Genomic DNA, 23027 nt, shown 5'->3' with positions numbered 1-23027 from the left:
CAGCCCTTTTGGCATTCCATGGTAAACTGGTGGAGATGATTCTCAAATATGGCTCTGGAGGTTGATGGATGCAGACTTTTTTTCGTTACAACTGGATGATTCGGGAACAATGGTACCGCTGGTGTGAAGAGGTGTCGCAGGAGGAATTACTGAAACAACGCGTCGGCGGAGTCGGCGGCATTCTAAAGACACTCTTTCATATCGTTGATGTGGAGTGGAGCTGGATTCAAACGATTCAGGGCAAACCCGACTTTCAGGAGGACTTCTCTCTGTATGATACGCTCGACAAGGTCCGTGAGCTGGATGCGAAGTTTCGACTCAATGTCGAGCCGTTCGTGCTCGCCTGGCATGATGGTCTGGAACGGAAAAGGTTTGAAGATCACCTCCCGGACGGCAGAATTGTAATGGATGCCTGGGGCGAGGTGATGCGCCATGTCATTGCCCACCAAATCCACCATATTGGGCAGTTGTCCATATGGTCTCGGGAGCTCGGCAAGCCTCCGGTTTCGGCCAATGTAATCGGCAAAGGGCTGATTGAAAGCGATGGTGGCATCGATTAGCTTTAACGAATGTACATGCATACCTATGTAAAGTTAGGGCCATCCTCGGTCGTTTATAACGACGGAGGACAGCCCTTTTAATTTTTCATCTATGCTCTCTTGTCCATTCCACAAATATTCTCTCCTTTAACCGTTTTCATAAAAGCTTAATTTTTTCAACCTGCTAATGTTCTTTTGGTTCAGGCTCGTGACCTCTTGCTCTTGATAGCACCGTAAGCCAATGTAAATAATGCTCCACATAACAGGGCAATAAGATGAGCGATAAGATAATTGATATGACCGTGATTATCCGACGCTGCAATTGCAAAGCCCGGAAGAGCCGTGGTTCCGAATCCTATGGCTGTCAGTTTACTTAAATATACATATGCTCCCGCAACCATTCCTCCGAGGCATCCAGCAACTAAGGGGAACTTATACTTTAAAGTGACCCCAAAGATCGCTGGTTCCGAGATTCCAAAAAGTACAGACCCGAATGCAGAGTAACCCAATTCTTTAACTTTAGTGTCTTTGCGATTCAAAAGAATATACCCCAAAACGGCGCCCCCTTGAGCCATCAAAGCTACTGATGCCAATGGGTTGATAAAATTTCTGCCTGTATCGGTTAACAGCTGCGCTTCTACCGCACCCATAACATGATGTAAGCCTGTAATAACAATGATCTGCTGAATGCCTGCAAAAAACATAAAACCGAATATTCCAAGATTTTGCGTCATCCAAAGCAGCGAAACGGTGACCAGACTGGCCAACTCTCGCCCAAGAGGGCCGATAATCGTGAACAATAGCAGGGAAGAAACAAAGACCGTCAGCAAAGGAGCCAAAAATAGTTTAATCATGTCTGGAACCTTTTTGTTAAAAAACTGATCCAACTTGGCTACCACATATCCCATCATTAGAGCAATAATAATACCACCCTGAAATCCAACCAACTGTACGGGAAGGCCGAAAAGACTGATCGATTCCGGATTTTGACTCCCTTTAGCTACCTCAAAGGCATCCGCCAGGGCCGGATGAAGCATAATCGCACCCAGCACAAGCCCCAGAATAGGACGACCACCATATCTCTTGGTTGCAGAATAAACAACAAGCAGCGGCAGGATGGTGAAAATACCCGTGGAAACGATTTGAACAAAGCGATTAATCCCTTGAAAAATTGGATACATCTCCACAATCGATTTAGGACCAAATAACCCCTTCTGACCTAACAGCCCGGTTATCCCCATTAACAATGCGGCGGCGAGAATTCCCGGCATGATCTCAATGAAAACATCTGACAGCGATTTAATGGCTTTTTGAAAAGGATTTTGCTTTTGTGCGGACTTCGTTTTGACATCACTTAATGACATATCTTCTGTTCCGGTCAGTTTGGAGAACACGGCATATATATTATTGACCAACCCTGCTCCAAAAATGATCTGCAGTTGATCCCCCGCTATGAAAACACCTTTAACCAGATCAATATCTTCAATCTTCTTTAATTCCGCTTTTTCATTGTCCTCAAGTACAATTCTTAATCTTGTGGCACAATGGGCCACACCGATAATGTTCTCTTCACCACCGATATATTTTAAAATTTCTTGAGAAATGTGCTTATACCGCTTTTCTTTTGCTTCCATCTAGTAAACCCTCCTCTAGCTGAATCAGATCTCTTCTTTAACAAATCTCCAGAACATGCCTAAAAAGTCCTGCTTCACCCTGGCAAGCGTTATGCCAACATGCATTAATTCATCACCGCCGAACAGCTCACCGGTTTCTACATTTCTATAAACGTAGTCTGGATTCAAACCTTTGAATTTTAACGTTTTAATCGCGGTAGCGGGTTGGGATAAAACCTTGAAATAGCTGGCCGCCATTTCCGTTTGATCCTCTGACACAAAGCTCCATGCGGCTTCATTTTCATCAAACGGATTAATCATTCTGTAAAAATTTCCAAACTGAATGAGCGATCTCATTTCTTTATATAGAGCTATCTGTTTTTTCACCACTTCTTTTTCTTCAATGGTTAATGTCGTCAAATCCAGCTCATATCCTAAATTCCCGGCCATGGCGACATAACCTCTTGTCTCCAAGGGAGTTATTCTACCCACTTGATGGTTGGGTACTGTGGAAACGTGTGCCCCCATGGTAATTGGCGGGTAGACAAGACTTGTTCCCCATTGAATTTTCAGTCGGCAAATGGCATCCGTATTATCGCTCGTCCAGGTCTGAGGCATGTAATAGAGCATGCCGGCATCAAAACGGCCTCCTCCACTAGAACAGCTCTCGAATAAGACATTGGGGAACTTTGATGTAAGCTCTTCCATAATATTATAGAGTCCCAGGATATAACGATGCGCAGTCTCCCTTTGTCTCTCAGGTGGCAAGGCTGCCGAACCCACATCCGTCATGTGACGATTCATGTCCCATTTTACATAAGTAATTGGAACATCCGATAAAATATCGGAAACCGATTTAATAACGTATTCACACACTTCCTTCCTCGATAAATCCAACATAAGCTGATTTCTTCCCAACGTATACGGACGATCAGGGACATGGATACACCAATCGGGATGCTTTCTGTATAAGTCGCTGTCTATGGATACCATTTCAGGTTCAAACCACAAACCAAACTCCATACCCAGATTTCGAATGCGGTTTGCAAGATCCGGCAATCCATCTGGAAGTTTGCGACGATCCACCACCCAATCGCCTAATGAAGTATTGTCATCATCTCGTTTTCCAAACCACCCATCATCCAATACAAACAGCTCCACTCCCACACTTTGAGCTTCCTTCGCCAACTGCTCAATCTTGTTGGCATCAAAGTTAAAGTAGGTAGCTTCCCAGTTATTAATCAGGATCGGCCGCTCCTTGTCACGAAAAGGCCCACGGCATAATCTGTTCCTGTATAAATCATGATAAATTCTCGACATACCGCCCAAGCCATTTTCGGTGTATACCATGACCACTTCTGGCGTTTGGAACGATTCCTCTGGTTCAAGCAGCCATGTAAAATCAAAAGGATTAATCCCCATCGTGATTCTTGTGTTCCGATAGGAATCTACCTGAGTCTGGGCCGTAAAGTTCCCGCTATACACCAGATTAAAGGCGTACACTTCACCCTGTTCTTCATCTGTCCCTTTTCTTACAAGTGCCATAAAGGGTGCCTGTTGAGGGCTGCTAGCTCCACGGCAGCTGTCTACCATTTGAATTCCGGGTACAATTTTTCGCCTTGCTATATTTTTCTCATTATTATGCGCACCGTACAAGGTAATGAGCTCGTATTCATCATCACGGAAATCCACACTAGCACTTAACGCTCTAAGCAGTTTTAGCTGTTGCCGACCTTCATTCTCGAAACGGACTGAACGGGTAATGACATCCCGCTTTTGATATAGGCTATAGGATAGTACAACCTTTACATCAATTAATGGGTCTTCAAGGACGATTTCCAGTGTTGCTACTTCGCCATCATCCTCTGCATACGTAGAAGGAAGCCCTTTCAATTTTGGTTTGCCTTGGAAAACCCGATGTTCTTTATACCGGAAATCGGTCACGGTAGAACCATTCTCCAATTGAATCTGATACGCAGGAATCCTGAAATCGCTATTCCCAAATGACGGATATTCTTGCGGGATGGTATCCAGTGAAAAGGCTCGATCCTCGCCATCGGGATTGGGCGAAAATCCTCTATCCATAAAGATGATTTTATTGCTCCCCCGATAGTTCTGAATTTTCTTTCCCCAATACAAATGGGATAAATAACCACCTCGTATAACCTGCATGACATAACTTGTATTGCTACCTTGTAAATGGAATAGAAGCTTCTCTTTATCGATGTATATAGCCATAGCAACCCCCTTATAGCGCTAATAGTACGATTTCCCAAAATTATAAATTATGTTGTTTGCTTATCGTTTACATTCTAATAATAATTGAATAGTTTTAATAATTATATGGAATAATGTAGACTCTATATGAAACAGTGTGATAATATGCAGAGATGAATTAAGGGGTGAAACCAAATGAGTTCGCATTTTTCCAATCATTCCTATAACAATCTGGATCTCAATCTATACACATGTGGCAAAGAGAGCTGTACCAGCAAACACTCTTATGGTCCAGCCATTCGAAGCGGGTATATGGTGCATTTTATTTTAAAAGGAAAAGGGATCTTTAAAGTCAACGATAAAATCTATCATTTGGAGAAAAACGATGCTTTCTTTATTGAACCGAAGGTTTTAATTTACTACGAAGCGGATGAGCTCGACCCATGGGAATATGCCTGGATTGGTTTTAATGGGGTGCAAGCAAAAGAATATCTAAGCCGGACCTGTATCCATAGGGACAATCCCATTTTCCGGTTTGAAGCGGAGGGCAGCCTTGCCCGCTGTATGGAGAGCATCGTGGTTTCTTCTACGCTGAAATCCAACAAAGACCTGTTGCTTACATCCAAGCTGTATGAATTTCTGTATCTGATGTTTGAACTTTACCCTAATCAGGAAGTCAACCCTGAGGTAAGACAGCAGCGGTATATTAAAGAAGCGCTTCTCTTCATTCAACAAAACTACTCACACTTCATTACCGTAAGTGATATTGCTAAGTACATTTCAATTGACCGTTCGTATTTGCATCGTTTATTTAAACAGCAACTAAATAAGTCACCGCAGGAATTTTTATTACATTTGAGGATGGAAAAATCGTGCTCCCTATTAAGAAATACTTCCCTTAAAATCGGAGATATTGCTCGGTCTGTAGGGTATAAAGATGTACTCCTATTCTCCAAGATGTTCAAAACGGTCAACAAGGTAACTCCATCCGAATACCGAAAAAATCACCAAAAATAACACCTTCGCTAGCAAGTAAGTTAGGCATATTCCTCCCAGAAAACAGAAAAATAGCGGCAGCATGGATCAACCTCATGTCCATACTGCCGCTATTGTCAAAAGAAAATAAAGTTCTAGACTGAAAAATAAAGTATTAGACTGACGTTGCTTCATTAAGCTAACGAGCAGGTTAACCTAACAAGTAGACTGCCAATTACGTTTGAAAATACCCAAACGTGCCGCCGGTTTGACATTCAGAACTGGCCTTTTGAATTTGGTGGAGTTAAAGGGAGTTCTAGTTGTGTCTCATCTATTATTTTGAACAAGCATTGTATTGAAGAGCCAGCGAAAATTCCATCTGAAATACTGAGCTAGATGCCAATCTTCATAACCATTTAGTACACCTTCATTTAACCAGTAAGACTCTGGTTTTCCGCTCGTCGCAGCTTCAGACACATAAGCGATCGTTTTTTCTAAAAAGCGAATGACATCTAGAATTTTATCTGGAGTGGACACATCCCCATGCCCGGGAATAACAGTATCTACCTTCAGATCTCTTTGAATGCGTTTTAGGATGCGTATCCAAGCGTATGGATTACCGTATGGCATGACCGGAATCGTCTTGTTGGTTATTAAATCACCAGCAATTAAGGTTCTTTCTTCAGGCACGTAAACAACGGCATCGCTTAAAGAATGGCCGCCTCCGTAGGATAAAACTTCGACAGTGCGTTTTGCTCCTTTTATAACTAGTTTATCGTCAAAAGTTATCGTGGGTATCACTCTACGAAGGGAAGGGATAGCATTATATAGAGCTCTCTGCACAGAAAGATCATAACCGATTTCGGTTAACATGTGCGGATTTTTTTCTTGTGAATGTACTTGATGCAGGCTATTTATTAACTTCTGAATGTTTTGTTGCATTAGATCAATATTCACTTTACCCATTTCAGATAGCAAATCTCTTGTCCAAACGGTAGATATAAAATCACTTTCCATGAATTCCTGATTGCCGTTGACATGATCTCCATGGAAATGAGTATTGATCACATATTTAATTGGTTTATTCGTTAATTGCTCTGCGGATTGACGTAACAAAGCACCAGAATGCGGTAGGTTGGTTGTGTCCACAACAACGGTCAAATCCCCAAGGTCAATAATTGCCGCATTCCCCAGAGAACCACTACCAGGTACCGAAATAGCACCCCAGATACCTTCCGCTGCTTGTTGAATCGTGAAATATTTGTTGTTCATTGTTTATACCTCCATCAAAATAAGTTTGACACCATTTCCTTTTATCTTTAGGTTGTTTTTTGTTTTCATGTATATCAATAAGCAACTTTAGCTTACAAGTTAGAGTCAACTAGAAATCAAGCACAAACTTTGAAATGAAGTTAGAGGTGCAAATATCGACTTCAAATTGACTTAAAGATGTATAATAGTTTTAAATTTTGGTTTAGAAAAAAGGAGTGACATATAAAACAATGCTTACTATAAGCCAAGTATCAGAAAGAACGGGGTTAACTCCTTATACGATTCGCTATTATGAAAAAATTGGAGTGCTACAGGAACCAAATCGAAGAAATGGAAGGACACGTATTTATACCGAAAGTGAGGTTTCATATATACAATGTTTAATTAGATTGAAAAAATTGGGATTGTCGCTTGAGGAGATCACGGAATTTACTCGTGACGGATGTGTACTGGATAAAATTCAACAAGGGGAAGAACTTGCTAATTTTACTCCTGCCTTACACATACGGATAGAAATTCTTGAGAAGCATCTGATGGAACTGGAATCCAAGCGACAGGAACTTGAGCGCATGATTTCCCTTGCCAACGAGAAGATAGCCCTGTACCAAAAACTTATGAAAGACGATATAGTAATGTAGGAAACTTGGTTCATCACCAGCATATACGATGGCAACAGAATTGATTGAACTAACGGGAAACGATAGCTCAATAAATTGGCTTTTACCACGCCTTATTTAATGCCAAAGAGAGCCTATCCCTTTATTAATTGGAAATGATTTAACCTCCAAATCAAAGTGAGGGGCTTATTTTCTTTCTCCTAAGCACTACACTACATTAGACTGACGCTATTTCATTAAGCTAACGAGCAGATTAGTTTAAAGTCAATCGATATGAACCTTATCACAGGTAAGGTTATTTTTTTGTGCGCATTCATCAATAAAGAACAAAGCTCGCTGTCACTTCAGCGAGCTTTGTTCTTTATATGTCAAAACCAAGTCATAGTAAACCCTATTCGAGGTCTCAAGTTATCGAAAGAAATAGCGCACTTAGGCGCGTTCTCATCCGCAGGTTAAACAATATTCTCGCTGTTTAAACAGATTTAATATACACATCTGCAAAAACTTTTGCAAAGTCTTCGACCTTGACTTTACCGAGGTGGTAGTCGGTGGCACGGAGGCTGACGTAGAACTCGTCGGCGTTCTCGCAGGCGCGGTTCATTTGGGCAAAGGCATTGGCAGTGTTTTCGTGGAAGCCGATTTTTTTCATATTCTCAGCAAGAGCTTCAACGGTGATTTGTTGGTATTTGGCCTCGATACCATTCTCAGCAAGGGCATTGAGCCAGTCGTTACCTGTGGCCCAGTCACTAACAATGAACTTCGCACTTTTACCCGATGGGGTGTGAGAAATCAGGGCGTAAGCGACGTCCGCGATATCAACGGGGCTGACCCAGCCTTGTGGGATGTCAACTGAAATTGGGCTGAAGATGGTCTGCTGGGTTTTTAGGCTTTGCATGTCGGCAAAAAGATTGCTGTAAAAGCCGACAGGGCGGATGTGGACAACGTTCACGTCTTCAAGCGAGTTTAGCGCTTCTTCTGCAAAATGATAGCTGTAGAGAATGCCGGCGTTTGGGTTGTCGGCGCCGACTGAGCTGAGGTTGACGACGTTTTTTACGCCTGATTTTAGCACAGCGGCCTTATAATTTTCAGAAAGATCAATGGCGGTCTGCCACATGTCGGTGCCAGAGGCATAATTGATACCTGATATCATGAGGTAGACGACGTCGCTACCTGCAAAAGCCTGCGCGAGGAATTCGACGTCGAGGTTTGAGCCGACCGCTGGTTTGGCACCGAGCGCTTTGATGTCGGCGATACGATCTTTGGAGCTTGTGATGACGGTAACATCGTGGCCGTCTGCGATTAGGGATGGGAGGTAGTTGCGGTTAATATTGCCGAGTGAGCCGAGAACTGTGATTTTCATTGTGTAATCTCCTTTTTTAATGTGATTTCGAGAAATGGATATCGCTTATTGGGACCGTTATCCCTTCCTTGATTGGATATTCATTACAAGAGAGATTATACATCGGATAAATAAACTAAGTAAACTAATTTAATAAAATTAGTTAATTTAATAATCTTTTTAAACATTGTTTATTGATACCTCTATTTTGATATAATATGATTTGACGAGCGGTAGAGGAGGCTTCAATCGTGAGAAAACCCATGAGCGCAGATCAATATCTTAATAAAATCAAACCTGTAATTAGAAGAACCAGATTCAGCCAACTGAAAATTGACGATATCGCAAAACATATGGATATTAGTAAAGTGACGCTTTACAAGCATTTTTCATCCAAAGATGAAATCATCGAACAGGTTGTAGAGTATGGAATTCAGTACTTGCAGCAGGCTGACACCGTTGTATATGATGATTCCGTTTCATATATTGATCGCTTTCAAAAAACGTTTCTGGAATCGTTAATAGGTGTTATTTATTTATCCGATTTGTTCCTGCAAGACCTTAAGGAGTTTTATCCACGACTTTTTGAAAATATTTCCGTTGCTCAACAAAATAGAATTAAAAATTTACAATCTTTTTTTCAATCCGGTATGGATAAAAAGATTTTTAACAGAATGCACGTTGCGCTGTCCTTAGTTCAAGACGATGCTACGCTTCGGCGCATTATGGAACCGACCTTTAGTATTCAATGGTATGATCTCACCTTGAAACAAGCCGTTATGGAATTTTATAAGATGAAACAGTATCAAGTGATTAGTCCTGAGTATCTGGATACTGTTGACGATTCCGTTATCGAAAAAGAAATCATTCGTATTTTACAAACCATTTCGTGAACGCGTTCGTTTCTCCCGACTTGCTCTTATTGATGCTGTCGTCCGTTATCTGAGTAATCGTTGTAAAGTTTGTAGCTTATAACGCTAAGAAGGCCCTCCGTGTAGATGACCATTAAACTTGCCGTTACAAACAGCACGGTGAACCGTATCACAGTAAGTCATTATGCTAACGGAAAACGATAGCTCATAAAAGACAAGAAGGCAGCCGATCATAGTGATCGGCTGCCTTTGTTTAACTAACGGGCAGGATAGTTTAAAGCTTTCGATAAATCGTATGGCCTTACGAAAGACAATAAAAGCGCAGCTCATGATTGGAAAAGACCGTTTAAAAGAGCACCACCAATTCCACTGGCAATTATGCAAATTTATTAGCATTAGCGCTGCGCCACTAGGCGTACTCGTCCCATTGGGCACTGCGGAACTCATGCTGGTTGCTATACAAGAAGCGCGTGCCAATTGCGACGAGCCGTTCGCTCTATATCATTCAGCGGTTACTTTGTATATTTGGTGCAGCAGGTCGTATCCCATGCCGTCAGCCAATATGTGCACCCTGGGAACACATAATCGTCCTTTAAGTATGGCCAGATGAGATTCCCAGCAAACGCAAAGCGAGTTTCAAGCTGTGGCGTTCTTCGTGTATTCGGTCAAATAATACACGGGGAATGGGAAAGTCATTTTTTCAACTATAAACAGTTGCCTGAAAGGGCAGAGAGGATTTCCTGTGTTGTCCGGGTACGCCCGATGCGTGGAAAAATGAAATTTTTTACGTAATCATGCCCGGTTTCGGAAAATCCAGTCATAGCATCAATCGCCAAAATCAGCTGATACCCATGCATAAACGCTTCCCGCGCAGTCGTATCAACGCCCAACTCAGTAGCGATGCCGCATAAGACGATGGTATCAATTCCCCGGCGGCGCAACTGAAGGTCGAGCTCCGTTCCGTAAAAAGCCCCCCATTGCTTCTTCGTGATGATATGGTCTGTCTCGGTGACCCGCATTTCCGGGACGATTTGATCCCATCCTTCAGGCAGATTCAGGGGTGGTCCAGGCGAATCCAACTTAGGACGCGGGATATCCTTCAAATCTTTACTAGATACCCGGACCAGTGCAACCATTGAGCTTTGCTCACGGAAAGTATCTGCCAAGGCTGCGGCGTTAGACACTACCTGCTCAGCAGAATAAGGGGCGTATTGATTTCCTATCCACTTTTGCAAGTCAATAACAACCAACGCTGTTTTTTGTGGATCCCATAATCGTTCCATTCTGTATGTTCTCCTCATCTCTTCGATTTGACCGTATGTTTAATTACGCGAACATATAGTCATTTGACTTCATGTTTCGTATTTTGTACTATAATTCATGAATAGTCAAGGGGGAGATTTTTCTTATGAGTGTGACAAGGGAAGAGGTTTTAAAATCGGCGATGAAGCTTTTTAAGGAACATGGGTTTCTTTCGACGACGATACAGGATATTGCCGAGGATTGCGGTATTGCCAAAGGATCAGTCTATAAATATTTCCCTTCCAAGGAAGACCTCTTCAGCGAGGTGTTTGATCAATGCCATAACGCCTATTTTGATCAAGTCGATGAACTGAAACGCTTTCCCGAACTCTCGCCAGAAGAGCAGTTTCTGCAGCAGATCATTCTGCGATTCCGTTATTTTATGGAATACAAGCATATTCTGATCGAATTCACGGAGCTCCCCATCCAACAGGATCCCAAGTTCCAGCCGCTTAGACACAAGGTTAGAGGGCGGCTCATCCGATGGCATAAAGAGTGCTTGATACAGGTTTATGGCGAAGAAATTTATCCGTTCCTGTGGGATTTGGTTTCCATCTATCGTGCGATTCTGAAGGAGTACTTATTTTGGATCGTTTATGAAGAAAAGTCTCTATCGCTTGAGGAAACGGCAAGGTTCATTTTGGATAAGCTCAATGTGCTCGTTAAGCATATGATGGCCTCTAACCTGAAGCCTCTGCTAAAACAGGCTTCGTTCGAGAGGTATTTAAGCTGGGGGCTCGAGGACCGCCAAGGGGAGAGAGAGCAGTTCCTTACCGAGCTGTTCCGGGAGATGGATTCGGCCCTTAATGTTCTTCCATCCGGCGCAAAACATCGTTCGGAGTTGAAAGAGGTTTACCATTTTATCCAGAACGAAACTCGTAAAGCGGAACCGAACTTCCCGTTGCTGCAAGCTTCGCTCTACTTTTTGGAGAGAGAGAAAGAGCTTAAAAGTCAGGTCATCCAGTTAAGGAATATTATTTATTCAGGTAGGGGGAGATAGCTTGTTATGTGAAATCAAATCTAACCCCATTGGGGACAAGAGCGAAGACTCTAGGGGTGGAGAGAACAATACGCGAGAAAGGTACGTCTAATGTTGTTACGGTTAGCGAGCATTCCGCTAACGGGAAACGTTAGTTCAAGGGAAACAGCGACAGTCTAGGACTTTATTTTCTCGTCCTTAGTTGTCGCCGTTTCCATTTTATAGGATAAATTAAATACTTTGTCTTTTACTGACAGTTATTTCATTAACATCAGTTCTCTTTTTGCTTCGCATAATACTCGGTGATCAGATCGAGGAACACCTTGGGAAACGCCAAGGTGGCCATATCGGCTTCGCTGATCCAGCGGTACCCCGCTGGCAGCGCATTATGCGCGTGCTCCGCCTGCTCAGCCAGCGCAATCAACGCACCCGGCTTCGCTCCGGTGCTGTAGCTGGCCCGCTGCTCGGCAGCCAGCGGGGGGCCTCCCGCCTCCCCGGCAGGGGCGGCGACCTCCTCACACTGGAACACACGCAGGTTCCAGTGAATGTGGCTGAACGTGTGCTCCGCCTCACGTACAAACCGCACCGGGCGCGCAAGCACGCCCTCTGCCAGCAAATGAGCCGCCAGATGGTCCATGGCGGGCTCATCTGGCACCGGGCCGTTGTAGCCCTCCGGCACAGCAAGCTCATGCGGCAGCTCCCACATGCGGGCCAACAGGCCCTTGGCCGGGCGCTGCCGTACGAGCAGACGGCCGGTGTTCGCTCCGCTGCCCTCGATGAGAGCGACGGAGCGCGGCTCCAGCCGCGGCGGCTTTGCCTTGGTCTTGACTGGCAGTGTCTCCTCGCGACCTGCCAGCCTGCCCGAGCAATGCTCCATGACCGGGCAGGTCAGACAATGAGGCGACTTCGGCGTACAGACCAGTGCGCCTAGCTCCATCAGAGCCTGATTAAAATCAGAGGCTCTTCCTTCGGGAATCAGCTCCCGTACCAGACTTTCCATATGTGCCCGCGTGCTGCCTTTCATAATATCCTCTTCAATGAGAAAATAACGCGACAGCACACGCATCACATTCCCGTCCACAGCAGGCTCTGGTCGATTGAAGGCGATACTCATAATCGCCCCCGTCGTATACGGGCCTACTCCTTTCAGTGCAGCAACAGCTTGTGTATCATCCGGCACCTGTCCGCCGTGAAGCTCAACTACTTGTTTTGCCGCAGTTTGCAAATTCCGGGCCCGCGAATAATAGCCCAGTCCTTCCCATAGCTTAAGCACATCCTCCTCGGGTGCTTCCGCCAGCGCTTCAATCGTAGGAAAACGTGCAATAAAGCGATTAAAATACGGAATGACCGTATCGACACGCGTCTGCTGAAGCATAATTTCCGAGATCCAGATATAAAAAGGATTCCGATGACGTCGCCACGGCAAATCGCGTTTGTTACGTGTATACCAATTCAACAGTTCAAAGCTGAAATAACGCTTTTGTTCCAATGTATTTGTAGTCATCACATCACGTCTCCTTATATTCGACAATCACAAAAGCAGAGGCAATGTTAGGCTGATGTGTAATACTCAAGTGAATGCTGTAATTTGAGTCACCTGTATTCGGCAATCTCAGTCGATCCCACGCGGATGAAGACAAATAAACTACTGGCTTCCCCCCAGGTTCCGGTAAAATATCCATATCGCCAAACCCGATGATTTGCCCAATTCCGCAACCGAAGGCTTTCGTTATCGCTTCCTTGGCAGCAAAGCGCCCTGCTACAAACTCCGTTAGTCTACCCTTGCGTTCCACAGCAAGCTCGCGTTCTGCCGGGGTCAGCACTCGATTCAAAAACGCATCTGCATATTTACCTGCCAAAATATGAGCCATACGGCTTATTTCCAGCACATCATGTCCAATTCCGTAGATCATTTGGGTATTCTCCGTCCTTTATACTTTACTGGATCTATTGTAACAGTGCGTCCACACCCTGGCGAGTCACAAAGGCGTAAAAACAGCACCAAAATATGTTAAAATAAGAAAGGCTATAGATGAATGTTTGAAATTCAGCTGATATGCCCATTTTAAAAAAATTCCCGTAGAAAGGAAGGATAGGATGTCAGAAACCATTATTGTTGAAGCAGGTACCGAAGCAGGAACAGATGCGGTGATCCGGGCTTCCTGGTTTCCCTCTAAAAATACAGCCAAAAGCCTGCTCATCATCGCTCATGGCTACAAAGGATTTAAGGATTGGGGCATGTTCCCCTATATAGCAGAAGCCTTGAGTATGGATAACCATGTTGTGACCTTCAACTTTTCACATAATGGCATAGGTGAGGATCTGGAGAATTTTACCGAGCTGGAAAAGTTCGCACGCAACACCTATAGCCGCGAACAAGAGGATTTGGAACTATTGCTATCCAATCTGAGAGCACGCCATGAGTTCAGAGAATTGCCGTTGTTTCTGTTAGGACATAGCCGTGGCGCGGGAAGCTGCTTTGTATACGCTCTGGATCATCCCGGCGAGATTGCTGGCGTCATTTCATGGAATGGCGTAACAGATCTTGATCTGTTTACTTTACCGCAAAAAGAAGAAATGCGCGCCAAGGGGCGCAGCTATGTGGAGAACGCCAGAACCGGGCAACAGCTTCCGCTAGATGCTATCATTCTGGAAGACCTGGAACAAAATCGCCAGCGTTTTGCCATTGTAGACAGACTTGCCAACAGCCAGCTCCCAGCTGTACTGATCCAGGGAACCGAAGATTCCAAACGTCTACGAGAAGGCTCTGCCCTGCTCACATCCGTTCGTCCCGACATCGAATGGGTACAAATTCAAGGCGGCAATCATACCTTTAATACCGTTCATCCATTCCAGGGAGGCAGTCTTCCACTGGATCAGGCGATTACCGAAACCCGCCGCTTCATTGAGTGGATCGCCAATTAATTATTACCCCTTCAATACAAACGGCGATCCGCCGGGCGGATCGCCGCATTTATTTACTTCAGAATTTTGCAAAATCCTCGCTTGAGCATTTTAAAATTACATAATGATTAATGCTTAAACTCCTGGGATGCTTGTCCGCTTATGCGCAGTACGTGTAAAGAAGCTTTCCAGCTTTTCGCGTGCCGCCGGGTCAATTTCCTTGCCTTCCAGATAGTCACTGTTTGCTTCGTAGGAGATCCCCAGTTCTTTTTCATCCGTCTGGCCTTCCCACAATCCTGCTGTAGGCGCTTTGTCCAAAATGGCCTGCGGAACTCCTAGATAGCTGGCGAGCAAGCGCACCTGACGTTTGTTCAGCGTGCTAAGTGGCGTAATATCGACCGCACCATCGCCCCATTTGGTATAAAAGCCTGTGATGGCTTCGGAAGCATGATCTGTGCCAACAACGAGCAAATTCAGCTCATTCGCAAGTGCGTACTGAACCACCATCCGTGTTCTTGCCTTTACATTCCCTCTCACTTGCGGAGTAATCGAACGCTCAAGACCGATATCCTTTAACGTATGCTCCACTTCTACGGCAACCTTGTCCACGGCTTCCTTAATATTCGTTTCCCCGGCATATTTCAGGTCGAACGCTTTGGCAACCGCGTAGCTATGCTCGATATCTTCCTGTTGGCCGTATGGCTGGAATACACCCAACGTTTTGTATTCGTCTCCTTGTTCCTGCGTCAATTCATCTGTAGCCCGCTTGCACAAAGCAGCTGCTACGGCACTGTCAATCCCGCCACTGATGGCGATCAACAGCCCTTTGCTTCCCGTTTTCGTTACATACGACTTGAGGAAATCCACACGCTTACGGACCTCTGCCTCTACGTTAATCGTAGGCTGTACTCCCAATTCAGCAATAATCTGTTCCTGCAAACTCATCAGATAAGCACCTCTTTTTTAGGAATTTCCTTCACAAGCCAACATGCAAAAGCCCCGGCAAGTTTCGCAGGCGAAAAATGCGGGGCATAGCTTGAGCAGTCTTACCGGCAAAAACGATCAAATGCACTGGTCAAATCAGCAGCAATCTGATCTGCCGAACGATCCTCCACCTGATGACGCTCGATGAAGTGAACCAACTCGCCGTCTTTCAACAGCGCGATAGAAGGGGAAGACGGTGGGTAAGGTGCGAAAAATTCGCGAGCCTTTGCCGTTGCTTCCTTGTCCTGTCCGGCAAAAACCGAATACAGATGATCTGGCGTAATATCATGCTTCAGTGCTTCACCCACACCCGGGCGGCATTGGCCTGCGGCACAACCACATACCGAGTTCACAACCACCAGCACTGTTCCTTTACTATTAGGCAGCTTGGCCTCCACATCTTCAGAGGTACGCAGTTCCTGAATCCCAAGATTCGTCAGTTCATCGCGCATCGGCTGAACTGAATCTCTCATATATTGATCGAAAGACATAGACATATTCTTTCACTCCTTTTCCGAAAATCATGTATAGTACGTTTCTAATTTCATCCTTTGCCGTAGTAAAGGCATGGACATCTAAATTTCATTATACAATCTTTTTCACGTAATTTGCAAAAATCCGGCTATATTTTTGAACGATTATTTCTGTATCGGACTCATGACAGGAGGCTCAGAATGATCCCGGTAAGTCGGGACGGTTCTGCGCAATCGAACTTTAAACTGCGTGCCCATTCCCTCCACCGAATCTACGGCAATCGTACCGTGATGACGCTCCACTATACTTTGACATAAGGCCAGACCCAGACCTGTACCTTTCGTTTTGGTGGTGTAAAAAGGTTGGAACAGCTTTTCAAGCTGTTTTTGCGAAATTCCAGGCCCTGTATCCTTTACTTCCAGTTCCACGAAATCCCCTTCCTCATGAGTAGAAATGGTCAGCACTCCCTTTTCCCCCATGGCTTCCATCGCATTACGCGATAAATTAAGCAGCAATTGCTTTATTTCCTTAGGGTTCAAATGCAGCATCGTCACATGATCCTCCAGCTTTAGATCAATCGTCTGCCCCCTCAGATTCGCATCTGCCCACAATAAAGGCGTCAGTTCGCGAATAATATCATGCAGATGACATTGCTCCTTCTCGACAATTCGATTCTGGGCCAGTGAAAGAAAATCGTTAATAATCCCGTTCGCCCGGTCAAGTTCCTCCATCACAATGCGGTAATAATGGTTGAGGGATTCTGGGCTTTTCTCACGCATAAGCTGTAAAAAACCACGCACAACCGCCATCGGATTACGTATTTCATGAGTAATGCCCGCTGCCATCTGTCCAACCAGGCTGAGCCTCTCGAAATTGCCCAGCTCACTGCGCAGCGTCTCAAGCTCTGTAATATCTTGCAGGGCGATAATGACGCCTGTCGTTTGGTTTACATGTTTATCCCGAATAGGAAGGAAACTGGAGAAGAATACTTTGGGAGTAACATTTATAAAATCAGCACCCGCCTCTCCTTCCAATGCTTTCGCAACTCGTTCGTTAACCACAGGTAAAGTGTCAAAACCATATAACGTGCTCAATGGACGACCCACTATCTCAGGCAGTGTAATGTAGGGATCGTAGTTTCGATAGAGTTCCAGCATCGTTTTGTTCATATGTATAACTCGTTCTTCGCTGTCCAGAGTAACAAGAGATAACGGCATCAAATCCATAACTTGACGCAGCTTATCCACTTCAATTAAGTATTTGCTCGTAAACTCAGTCACATCACGCCGAAGCGTCAGTTTCTCAAAGGCATTATGCATTAGACTCACGACCGTAAAACTTGCCAGCACCCCTGCACCCATATTCCAAAACGTTGTAAGTAAGTCAGGAATGTATACAGAAACATCCTGTTTGCCCCACAGTAGCGGAAATATCGCCTTAAACAGCATATCAGCCACAACATATGCAGAGATCAGGAGCTTTTTGTCCAGCAATGTTCCTCTTTGAAAAAACTTGACATGCAGGAGCATAAAAGGAAAAAGGATAAAACCAGTGCCCACATACATTGGGGACATTTCTGTCGACTGGGCTATAATCAGGACACCCATCAGTGCGGAAGCAGCGAGCACAAAGGCAGTGCGACGTCTACCGTACATGATGCCAACAGCAAGGGGAATAATACCGAGATTAGAAGGTAGACCATACGGAGACTGATATTGAAAGAGTGTACATAGCAATATGGCTGGTAAGCAACACAAATACAGTATTCCTTGAGTGGGTCCAGGAAGCAGATTGCCGCCCCAAACCTTTTTCTTATCCCCATAATCCGTTAATATAGAGAAAAAACCCGCCGATATAACGGCAAGGAGAACTTGGAGCACACTTTCCTTCAACGCAATTAACAAGGACTTCTCCCCCTCATCATCTTTCCTTGACGCCGTTAGTTGAATTAAAGCACAGGCTACAATATATTACAATATATGTGTTAAAATTCCGGTATAGAACGACAAAATCTGCTAAATACCAGATGTATATAAGAAGATCGTTTTTACGCGTTTTAAAATCCTGTAAATTGAAAAATATACACGTTTACCGTGCCCTTAGGTTATCTAAAATGACGGTATTGCGATATGATGAAAAATTGGTTACGCCGTTCTGAATTTTTTGAAAATTTGTCGACGAAAAGGAAGAGGTTTATGACTTACGACGTTATTGTGATCGGAGGCGGCTCAGCCGGATTAATGGCTGCTGCCGCTGCCAGCAGTGAGGGCGCCAAGGTGCTTTTACTTGAAAAAGGAAATAAACTCGGGCGAAAGCTGGGGATCTCTGGTGGAGGCCGTTGCAATGTCACGAATGCCAAAGAGCTGGACGAACTCATTCGGCACATCCCCGGCAATGGCCGTTTTCTGCACAGTGCACTGGCGGCTTTTGGCAATCGGGATATCATCGCCTTTTTTGAACAGCTGGGTATAGCCTTAAAGGAAGAAGACAATGGGCGTATGTTTCCAGTGACGGACAAAGCCAAAACAGTAGTCGATGCTTTGATTAACAAGGTACGCTCTCAAGGAGTCGAAATTCGGACAAGTCTTCCTGTTCAAGAGGTTATTTACAAAGAAGGTCATACAGCTGGGGTACGGCTGCGTTCCGGTGAAATCCTACATAGCCGTAATGTCATTGTAGCCGTCGGTGGCAAGTCCGTCCCGCATACCGGCTCGGAAGGTGACGGCTATGCATGGGCAGAACAAGCGGGGCATACCATTACGGAGCTGTATCCAACAGAGGTGCCATTGACCTCAGGCGAAACGTTCATCCAGACGAAAGAGCTTCAGGGACTATCCTTACGCGACATCAGTCTGACCGTATGGAATGCGAAGCAAAAGAAAGTTGTCGTCCATGAAGGAGATATGATTTTTACACATTTCGGTCTATCTGGCCCAACTGCTTTGCGGTGCAGTCAATTTGTCGTCAAGGGAATGAAAAAAGATAAGGTAAACACGGTGTTATTGACTCTCGATTTGCAGCCTCATAAACATGCCGATGAAGTCTACCGTGAGACGCTGGAGTTGGCATCGGTCGATGCTAAAAAAGCGATCAAAAACGTGCTTAAGCCTTATTTACCGGAACGCTTGATTCCATTGTTGCTCCAGCAAGCCGAACTGCGTGAGGACTTGACCTATGATCATATTCCCAAGCAGCAATGGCAAGAACTTGCTCATCGCATTAAGGCGTTTCCAATCCGTGTGAACGGTACGCTCTCTCTGAAGGAAGCATTTGTTACCGGGGGCGGTGTGAATTTGAAGGAAATTAATCCGAAAACGATGGAGTCCAAGCTGATGCCTGGATTGTTCTTCTGCGGTGAGATTCTCGATATTCACGGTTACACAGGTGGTTATAATATTACAGCGGCGTTTACGACAGGGCATACAGCAGGGACACAAGCGGCCGTAAGCGATTAAGACGCTGCGCGTAGGACTTGATCTTACGATCGCTGTTGCCACGGGATTCTCTTGATTATATAAAAATTCCGTGGCAAAGGCGAACGCTGTCGCTTCTTCAGATTCAAATCCTCCGCTGCGCTGCATACCACCACTGCATCCTCATTTGTTTGGGGGAGATAGGAAAAGGAAATGAAAAAGACTTAAATCAGTTGAATTGCTGAGTTAAGTCTTTTTTTGAGTAATCGTGTATTGAACAAGCTCTATCTTGTTTTGACATTTGCCGCTATCTTAAACCTCAATAATGATAGGTAAAATCATGGGTCTTCTCTTCGTCTGATTGTAAATGAACCGACCAACATCATCTTTTAACATCTGCTTAATCAGTCCCCACTGACTCATTTCGATTTCTGTTAGCTCGTTCACTGTGGACATAATCGTGTCGTGGATCTGACTCATGAGCTCTTCGGAATCCTTAACATATACAAAGCCTCTTGAAATGACCTCTGGCGCTGCGAGCATTTGCTTCTCATTTTTACTCAACGTCATCACAATAATCAGCATTCCGTCTGAAGAAAGTTTTTTACGGTCACGCAGGACAATATTACCTACGTCACCGGTTACCAACCCGTCTACCAAGCTATTGCCGGCTGGTACTTTAGGGCCCAGGGATGCCCTTCCCTCTTCAATTTGAATCGTGTCACCGTTATGGACGATAAATACATTCTCCATCGGAATCCCCACTGACTCCGCTAGCTGACGATGCTGATACAGCATTCTGAATTCACCATGTATAGGAATCAAATACTGTGGTTTCATCAAAGTCATCATTAATTTCAGTTCTTCCTGGCTACCATGACCGGATACGTGCATTCCTGTAGAGCTGCCTGATCCATAAATAACCTGGGCACCCAGCACATACAGGTTGTCAATGACCTGGGAAAGGTTTCGCTCATTCCCCGGTATGGCTCCCGCAGCAATGATGACCGTATCACCAGGCAAAATTTCGATTTTGGGATGCAGAGAATTGGCTAAACGTGACAATGCGGCCATCGGCTCTCCCTGGCTTCCGGTACATAAAACTGCAATTTCTTCTGCGGGAAACCGCTCTGTTTCTCCCGCCTCAATCAGTAAATCCTCAGGCATATGCAAGAAGCCCAGCTCCTTGGCCACTGACACCACATTTATCATACTGCGTCCGAGTAAAACCAGTTTCCTGCCTGTTTCCACAGCCGCGTCAATGACTTGCTGGACACGGTTAACATTAGAAGCGAACGTGGAGATAAATACCTGCTGTTTGGCTCTGGCAAATGCATCTAGAATATGCCCGCCAACCAAACGTTCTGAAGGGGTAAATCCTGGCCTTTCCGCATTTGTACTTTCGGAGAGCAGCACTTTCACCCCCTTCTTTCCTATTTCAGCCATTCGATGAAGATCGGGAAAAGGTCCGCTTACGGGAGACATATCGAATTTGAAATCGCCGGTATGAACCACATTTCCTTCCGGTGTCTGAAAAAAGACACCCAAGCAATCTGGGATACTGTGGACCGTGGTGAAAAAGGATGCCTGAATCGTTCCCGCTTGAACGGTTGAATCCGCATCTATAAGATGAAGCTCGGCATCACGCAAAAGGTTATGTTCCCTTAACTTAATCTTAATTAATTCGATGGTGAGCTTTGTCCCATAAACAGGCATGTTAATCTGCTTGAGCAGATAGGGAATACCTCCGATGTGATCCTCATGCCCATGAGTCACAATGAGCGCTCTGACTTTATCCTGATTTTCCAGCAGATAGGTGACATCGGGCACAATAAGGTCAATACCAGGCAAGTTCTCATCAGGAAACTTCGAACCACAATCGATTACGACGATATCCTGATCGTATTGGATGAAATACATGTTTTTCCCGATTTCATTCACACCGCCTAAAGCAGCAATGAGTAATCTATTATCACCAAGCATCAAGTTTATTTCCTCCTTAGAAAAAGGCTATCCATATTATTCATTTTCCACGTAAACTTATACACAAAAAGAAACCCTTGTCTCTAAAGACAGGGGTTCTCACTTGATTTACTAAATACCCACCGCAGCCGAAATAGCAGCGAAAATAGCAGCAACTAACCACAGGATGGGGAATAGCTTGAAGATTACCTTCAGCCACTGTCCAAAGCTGATCCGGGCAATGGCCAATCCTGCTAGCAGAACTCCACCTGTCGGTGAAATGAGATTGGTTAACCCGTTACCAAACTGGTAAGCTGTGACTACGGCTTCACGATTGATGCCTACAAGATCGCCAAGCGGTGCAAGTACAGGCATAGTTAGTGCTGCTTCCCCCGAAGAAGATGGGACCAGGAAAGTAATAATATTATGTGCAACCAACATAATGGTTGTGAACAAGTAATTTGGCAATCCTTCCAGGATGCCTGCGAGTGCATTCAATACGGTATCGATGATCATACCCTGCTCGGCGATGATCAGAATTCCGCGAGCGAGACCTATAATCACTGCAGCGTAGATGAATTCTCCACACCCTTTTACAAAATTCTCAGCTATCTCCTTCTGGCTCATTTTGGTAACTACCCCGACAAAAAGACCGAGTGCGAAGAAAAGGGCGCCGATTTCAGTCATATACCAGCCTTTGGCCAAAATTCCCCAGACAATGGCTCCAAGCGTTACAATAAATCCACCTATAATTAATTTGTCCCGAAACGTGAAGACGACGTCCTCACCTGTATTTTCTTTTATAAATTGCTCACGATTTATAATATCACTCTGAAAAACAATGGATTTCTCCGGATTTCTCTTAACCCGGTGCGCATACCACATCGTAAAGGCAATAGAAATCATAGTAAATACAAGCCATTCAATAAATCTCAGCCAGAGCTGTGGATTCCCCTCCACTCCTGCGATCCCCTGGGCAATCAATACTGAAAATGGATTCACAGTCGAACCAACATAGCCAATTTGCGTTCCCAGAAATAGAATGAGAATAGCAGTCATAGAATCGAAGCCTAGGGCAAACATTAACGGAATAAAAATTGCATAAAGCGGAATAATTTCTTCGCTCATCCCAAAGGTAGAGCCTCCAAGACTGAATATAACCATGGCAATTGGAATAAGCAAAATCCCCTTATTCTTCAGTCGCCTGGCAAGAGCCGTCAGAGCACGATCGATGGCTCCCGTCTGCAGAATAATCCCGAAGGAGCCGCCTACAATAAGGACAAAAGAGACCACATCGGCAGCATTGATAATCCCTTCAATCGGGGCGCTAAGGATTTGGGGGATTCCCTGTCTTAAATCACCATTCTCACCCGTTTTGGGTACAGTGTGATAGGTTCCCGAAACGATTGCCGTTTTGATCACACCGTTCACTGTCACTTCATGACGCTCAAACTGTCCGCTGGGTACAATCCATGTCAACGTAGCGACCGTAATAATAATCAAAAATATTAAAGTATAACTATGGGGCAAGGATAATTTCCATTTCTTATTCTTGATGTTCATGT

Annotated in this window: 19 protein-coding genes; 7 read left to right on the top strand and 12 right to left on the bottom strand. The window is 44.7% G+C overall.

The features are described 5' to 3' along the window. Positions 1 to 68: 68 nt before the first annotated feature. Positions 69 to 560 (top strand): DinB family protein, encoded by a 492-nt coding sequence (locus NSQ57_RS03775; protein ID WP_029515787.1) that lies wholly within the window; start codon positions 69 to 71, stop codon positions 558 to 560. A 179-nt stretch (positions 561 to 739) separates the two neighbouring features. Here the strand turns inward: NSQ57_RS03775 and NSQ57_RS03770 are convergent, their stop codons facing one another. After that, on the bottom strand, positions 740 to 2173 hold the full coding sequence (locus NSQ57_RS03770; RefSeq protein ID WP_342425643.1) for a PTS transporter subunit EIIC: 1434 nt from the start codon (positions 2171 to 2173) through the stop codon (positions 740 to 742). Positions 2174 to 2197: 24 nt separating this feature from the next. After that, positions 2198 to 4390, bottom strand: a complete 2193-nt coding sequence (locus NSQ57_RS03765) for an alpha-galactosidase (protein ID WP_342425642.1) — start codon at positions 4388 to 4390, stop codon at positions 2198 to 2200. Positions 4391 to 4564: 174 nt separating this feature from the next. Between NSQ57_RS03765 and NSQ57_RS03760 the strand changes: the two genes are divergently transcribed. Beyond that, the gene (locus NSQ57_RS03760; RefSeq protein WP_039270637.1) at positions 4565 to 5386 is read left to right on the top strand and encodes an AraC family transcriptional regulator; all 822 of its coding nucleotides are present in this window, start codon (positions 4565 to 4567) and stop codon (positions 5384 to 5386) included. Between the two features lie 285 nt (positions 5387 to 5671). Here the strand turns inward: NSQ57_RS03760 and NSQ57_RS03755 are convergent, their stop codons facing one another. Beyond that, positions 5672 to 6616: an MBL fold metallo-hydrolase gene (locus tag NSQ57_RS03755; protein ID WP_318627575.1), complete on the bottom strand. Its 945-nt coding sequence runs from the start codon at positions 6614 to 6616 to the stop codon at positions 5672 to 5674. Positions 6617 to 6846: 230 nt separating this feature from the next. Here NSQ57_RS03755 and NSQ57_RS03750 point away from each other — a divergent pair, with 230 nt between their 5' ends. After that, positions 6847 to 7254 (top strand): MerR family transcriptional regulator, encoded by a 408-nt coding sequence (locus NSQ57_RS03750; RefSeq protein ID WP_318627576.1) that lies wholly within the window; start codon positions 6847 to 6849, stop codon positions 7252 to 7254. A gap of 451 nt (positions 7255 to 7705) precedes the next feature. Here the strand turns inward: NSQ57_RS03750 and NSQ57_RS03745 are convergent, their stop codons facing one another. Next, positions 7706 to 8593, bottom strand: coding sequence for an NAD(P)H-binding protein (locus tag NSQ57_RS03745; protein ID WP_069011272.1), 888 nt, complete (start codon positions 8591 to 8593; stop codon positions 7706 to 7708). Positions 8594 to 8823: 230 nt separating this feature from the next. Here NSQ57_RS03745 and NSQ57_RS03740 point away from each other — a divergent pair, with 230 nt between their 5' ends. Next, positions 8824 to 9465, top strand: coding sequence for a TetR/AcrR family transcriptional regulator (locus NSQ57_RS03740; protein ID WP_029515793.1), 642 nt, complete (start codon positions 8824 to 8826; stop codon positions 9463 to 9465). A 683-nt stretch (positions 9466 to 10148) separates the two neighbouring features. On the opposite strand, the gene NSQ57_RS03735 is transcribed toward NSQ57_RS03740, so the two are convergent. After that, on the bottom strand, positions 10149 to 10727 hold the full coding sequence (locus NSQ57_RS03735; RefSeq protein WP_029515795.1) for a hydrolase: 579 nt from the start codon (positions 10725 to 10727) through the stop codon (positions 10149 to 10151). A gap of 125 nt (positions 10728 to 10852) precedes the next feature. Here NSQ57_RS03735 and NSQ57_RS03730 point away from each other — a divergent pair, with 125 nt between their 5' ends. Continuing rightward, positions 10853 to 11746, top strand: coding sequence for a TetR/AcrR family transcriptional regulator (locus NSQ57_RS03730; RefSeq protein WP_165148399.1), 894 nt, complete (start codon positions 10853 to 10855; stop codon positions 11744 to 11746). A 250-nt stretch (positions 11747 to 11996) separates the two neighbouring features. Here the strand turns inward: NSQ57_RS03730 and mutY are convergent, their stop codons facing one another. Together mutY and acpS are read right to left on the bottom strand one after the other, a co-directional pair. Then, the gene (gene mutY, locus NSQ57_RS03725; protein ID WP_039270624.1) at positions 11997 to 13229 is read right to left on the bottom strand and encodes an A/G-specific adenine glycosylase; all 1233 of its coding nucleotides are present in this window, start codon (positions 13227 to 13229) and stop codon (positions 11997 to 11999) included. Positions 13230 to 13233: 4 nt separating this feature from the next. Next, entirely contained in the window at positions 13234 to 13638 is a 405-nt protein-coding gene (gene acpS / locus NSQ57_RS03720) for a holo-ACP synthase (RefSeq protein WP_029515799.1), read from the bottom strand. A 184-nt stretch (positions 13639 to 13822) separates the two neighbouring features. Between acpS and NSQ57_RS03715 the strand changes: the two genes are divergently transcribed. Beyond that, positions 13823 to 14650 (top strand): alpha/beta hydrolase, encoded by an 828-nt coding sequence (locus NSQ57_RS03715; RefSeq protein WP_029515800.1) that lies wholly within the window; start codon positions 13823 to 13825, stop codon positions 14648 to 14650. Positions 14651 to 14764: 114 nt separating this feature from the next. Here the strand turns inward: NSQ57_RS03715 and nadE are convergent, their stop codons facing one another. From nadE to NSQ57_RS03700, 3 genes are all read right to left on the bottom strand, one after another. Then, a complete protein-coding gene (nadE, locus tag NSQ57_RS03710) occupies positions 14765 to 15574 on the bottom strand; it encodes an ammonia-dependent NAD(+) synthetase (RefSeq protein ID WP_025722646.1) in 810 nt (269 codons plus the stop codon). A 101-nt stretch (positions 15575 to 15675) separates the two neighbouring features. Further along, the gene (locus NSQ57_RS03705; RefSeq protein WP_029515801.1) at positions 15676 to 16110 is read right to left on the bottom strand and encodes a BrxA/BrxB family bacilliredoxin; all 435 of its coding nucleotides are present in this window, start codon (positions 16108 to 16110) and stop codon (positions 15676 to 15678) included. Between the two features lie 141 nt (positions 16111 to 16251). After that, positions 16252 to 17991, bottom strand: a complete 1740-nt coding sequence (locus NSQ57_RS03700) for an ATP-binding protein (protein ID WP_039270619.1) — start codon at positions 17989 to 17991, stop codon at positions 16252 to 16254. Positions 17992 to 18282: 291 nt separating this feature from the next. Between NSQ57_RS03700 and NSQ57_RS03695 the strand changes: the two genes are divergently transcribed. Next, entirely contained in the window at positions 18283 to 19542 is a 1260-nt protein-coding gene (locus NSQ57_RS03695) for an NAD(P)/FAD-dependent oxidoreductase (RefSeq protein ID WP_340954175.1), read from the top strand. 270 nt (positions 19543 to 19812) lie between these two features. Here NSQ57_RS03695 and NSQ57_RS03690 read toward each other — a convergent pair whose 3' ends face one another. Together NSQ57_RS03690 and NSQ57_RS03685 are read right to left on the bottom strand one after the other, a co-directional pair. After that, positions 19813 to 21483, bottom strand: coding sequence for a ribonuclease J (locus NSQ57_RS03690; protein WP_029515804.1), 1671 nt, complete (start codon positions 21481 to 21483; stop codon positions 19813 to 19815). Between the two features lie 111 nt (positions 21484 to 21594). Then, positions 21595 to 23025, bottom strand: a complete 1431-nt coding sequence (locus NSQ57_RS03685; protein ID WP_341071642.1) for a YfcC family protein — start codon at positions 23023 to 23025, stop codon at positions 21595 to 21597. Between the last annotated feature and the right edge of the window lie 2 nt (positions 23026 to 23027).

The sequence above is a fragment of the Paenibacillus sp. FSL L8-0502 genome (genome assembly GCF_038593055.1).
GTDB classification, from domain to species: Bacteria; Bacillota; Bacilli; order Paenibacillales; family Paenibacillaceae; genus Paenibacillus; species Paenibacillus polymyxa_D.
The sequence above is the reverse complement of the archived record's forward strand: the minus strand, read 5'-3'. Positions and strand labels throughout refer to the sequence as shown.

Coding starts and splice junctions, on each gene's coding strand:
- NSQ57_RS03775 (WP_029515787.1), top strand. CDS start 69: ATGCAGACTTTTTTTCGTTACAACTGGATGATTCGGGAACAATGGTAC.
- NSQ57_RS03770 (WP_342425643.1), bottom strand. CDS start 2,173: ATGGAAGCAAAAGAAAAGCGGTATAAGCACATTTCTCAAGAAATTTTA.
- NSQ57_RS03765 (WP_342425642.1), bottom strand. CDS start 4,390: ATGGCTATATACATCGATAAAGAGAAGCTTCTATTCCATTTACAAGGT.
- NSQ57_RS03760 (WP_039270637.1), top strand. CDS start 4,565: ATGAGTTCGCATTTTTCCAATCATTCCTATAACAATCTGGATCTCAAT.
- NSQ57_RS03755 (WP_318627575.1), bottom strand. CDS start 6,616: ATGAACAACAAATATTTCACGATTCAACAAGCAGCGGAAGGTATCTGG.
- NSQ57_RS03750 (WP_318627576.1), top strand. CDS start 6,847: ATGCTTACTATAAGCCAAGTATCAGAAAGAACGGGGTTAACTCCTTAT.
- NSQ57_RS03745 (WP_069011272.1), bottom strand. CDS start 8,593: ATGAAAATCACAGTTCTCGGCTCACTCGGCAATATTAACCGCAACTAC.
- NSQ57_RS03735 (WP_029515795.1), bottom strand. CDS start 10,727: ATGGAACGATTATGGGATCCACAAAAAACAGCGTTGGTTGTTATTGAC.
- NSQ57_RS03730 (WP_165148399.1), top strand. CDS start 10,853: ATGAGTGTGACAAGGGAAGAGGTTTTAAAATCGGCGATGAAGCTTTTT.
- mutY (WP_039270624.1), bottom strand. CDS start 13,229: ATGACTACAAATACATTGGAACAAAAGCGTTATTTCAGCTTTGAACTG.
- acpS (WP_029515799.1), bottom strand. CDS start 13,638: ATGATCTACGGAATTGGACATGATGTGCTGGAAATAAGCCGTATGGCT.
- NSQ57_RS03715 (WP_029515800.1), top strand. CDS start 13,823: ATGTCAGAAACCATTATTGTTGAAGCAGGTACCGAAGCAGGAACAGAT.
- nadE (WP_025722646.1), bottom strand. CDS start 15,574: ATGAGTTTGCAGGAACAGATTATTGCTGAATTGGGAGTACAGCCTACG.
- NSQ57_RS03705 (WP_029515801.1), bottom strand. CDS start 16,110: ATGTCTATGTCTTTCGATCAATATATGAGAGATTCAGTTCAGCCGATG.
- NSQ57_RS03695 (WP_340954175.1), top strand. CDS start 18,283: ATGACTTACGACGTTATTGTGATCGGAGGCGGCTCAGCCGGATTAATG.
- NSQ57_RS03690 (WP_029515804.1), bottom strand. CDS start 21,483: ATGCTTGGTGATAATAGATTACTCATTGCTGCTTTAGGCGGTGTGAAT.
- NSQ57_RS03685 (WP_341071642.1), bottom strand. CDS start 23,025: ATGAACATCAAGAATAAGAAATGGAAATTATCCTTGCCCCATAGTTAT.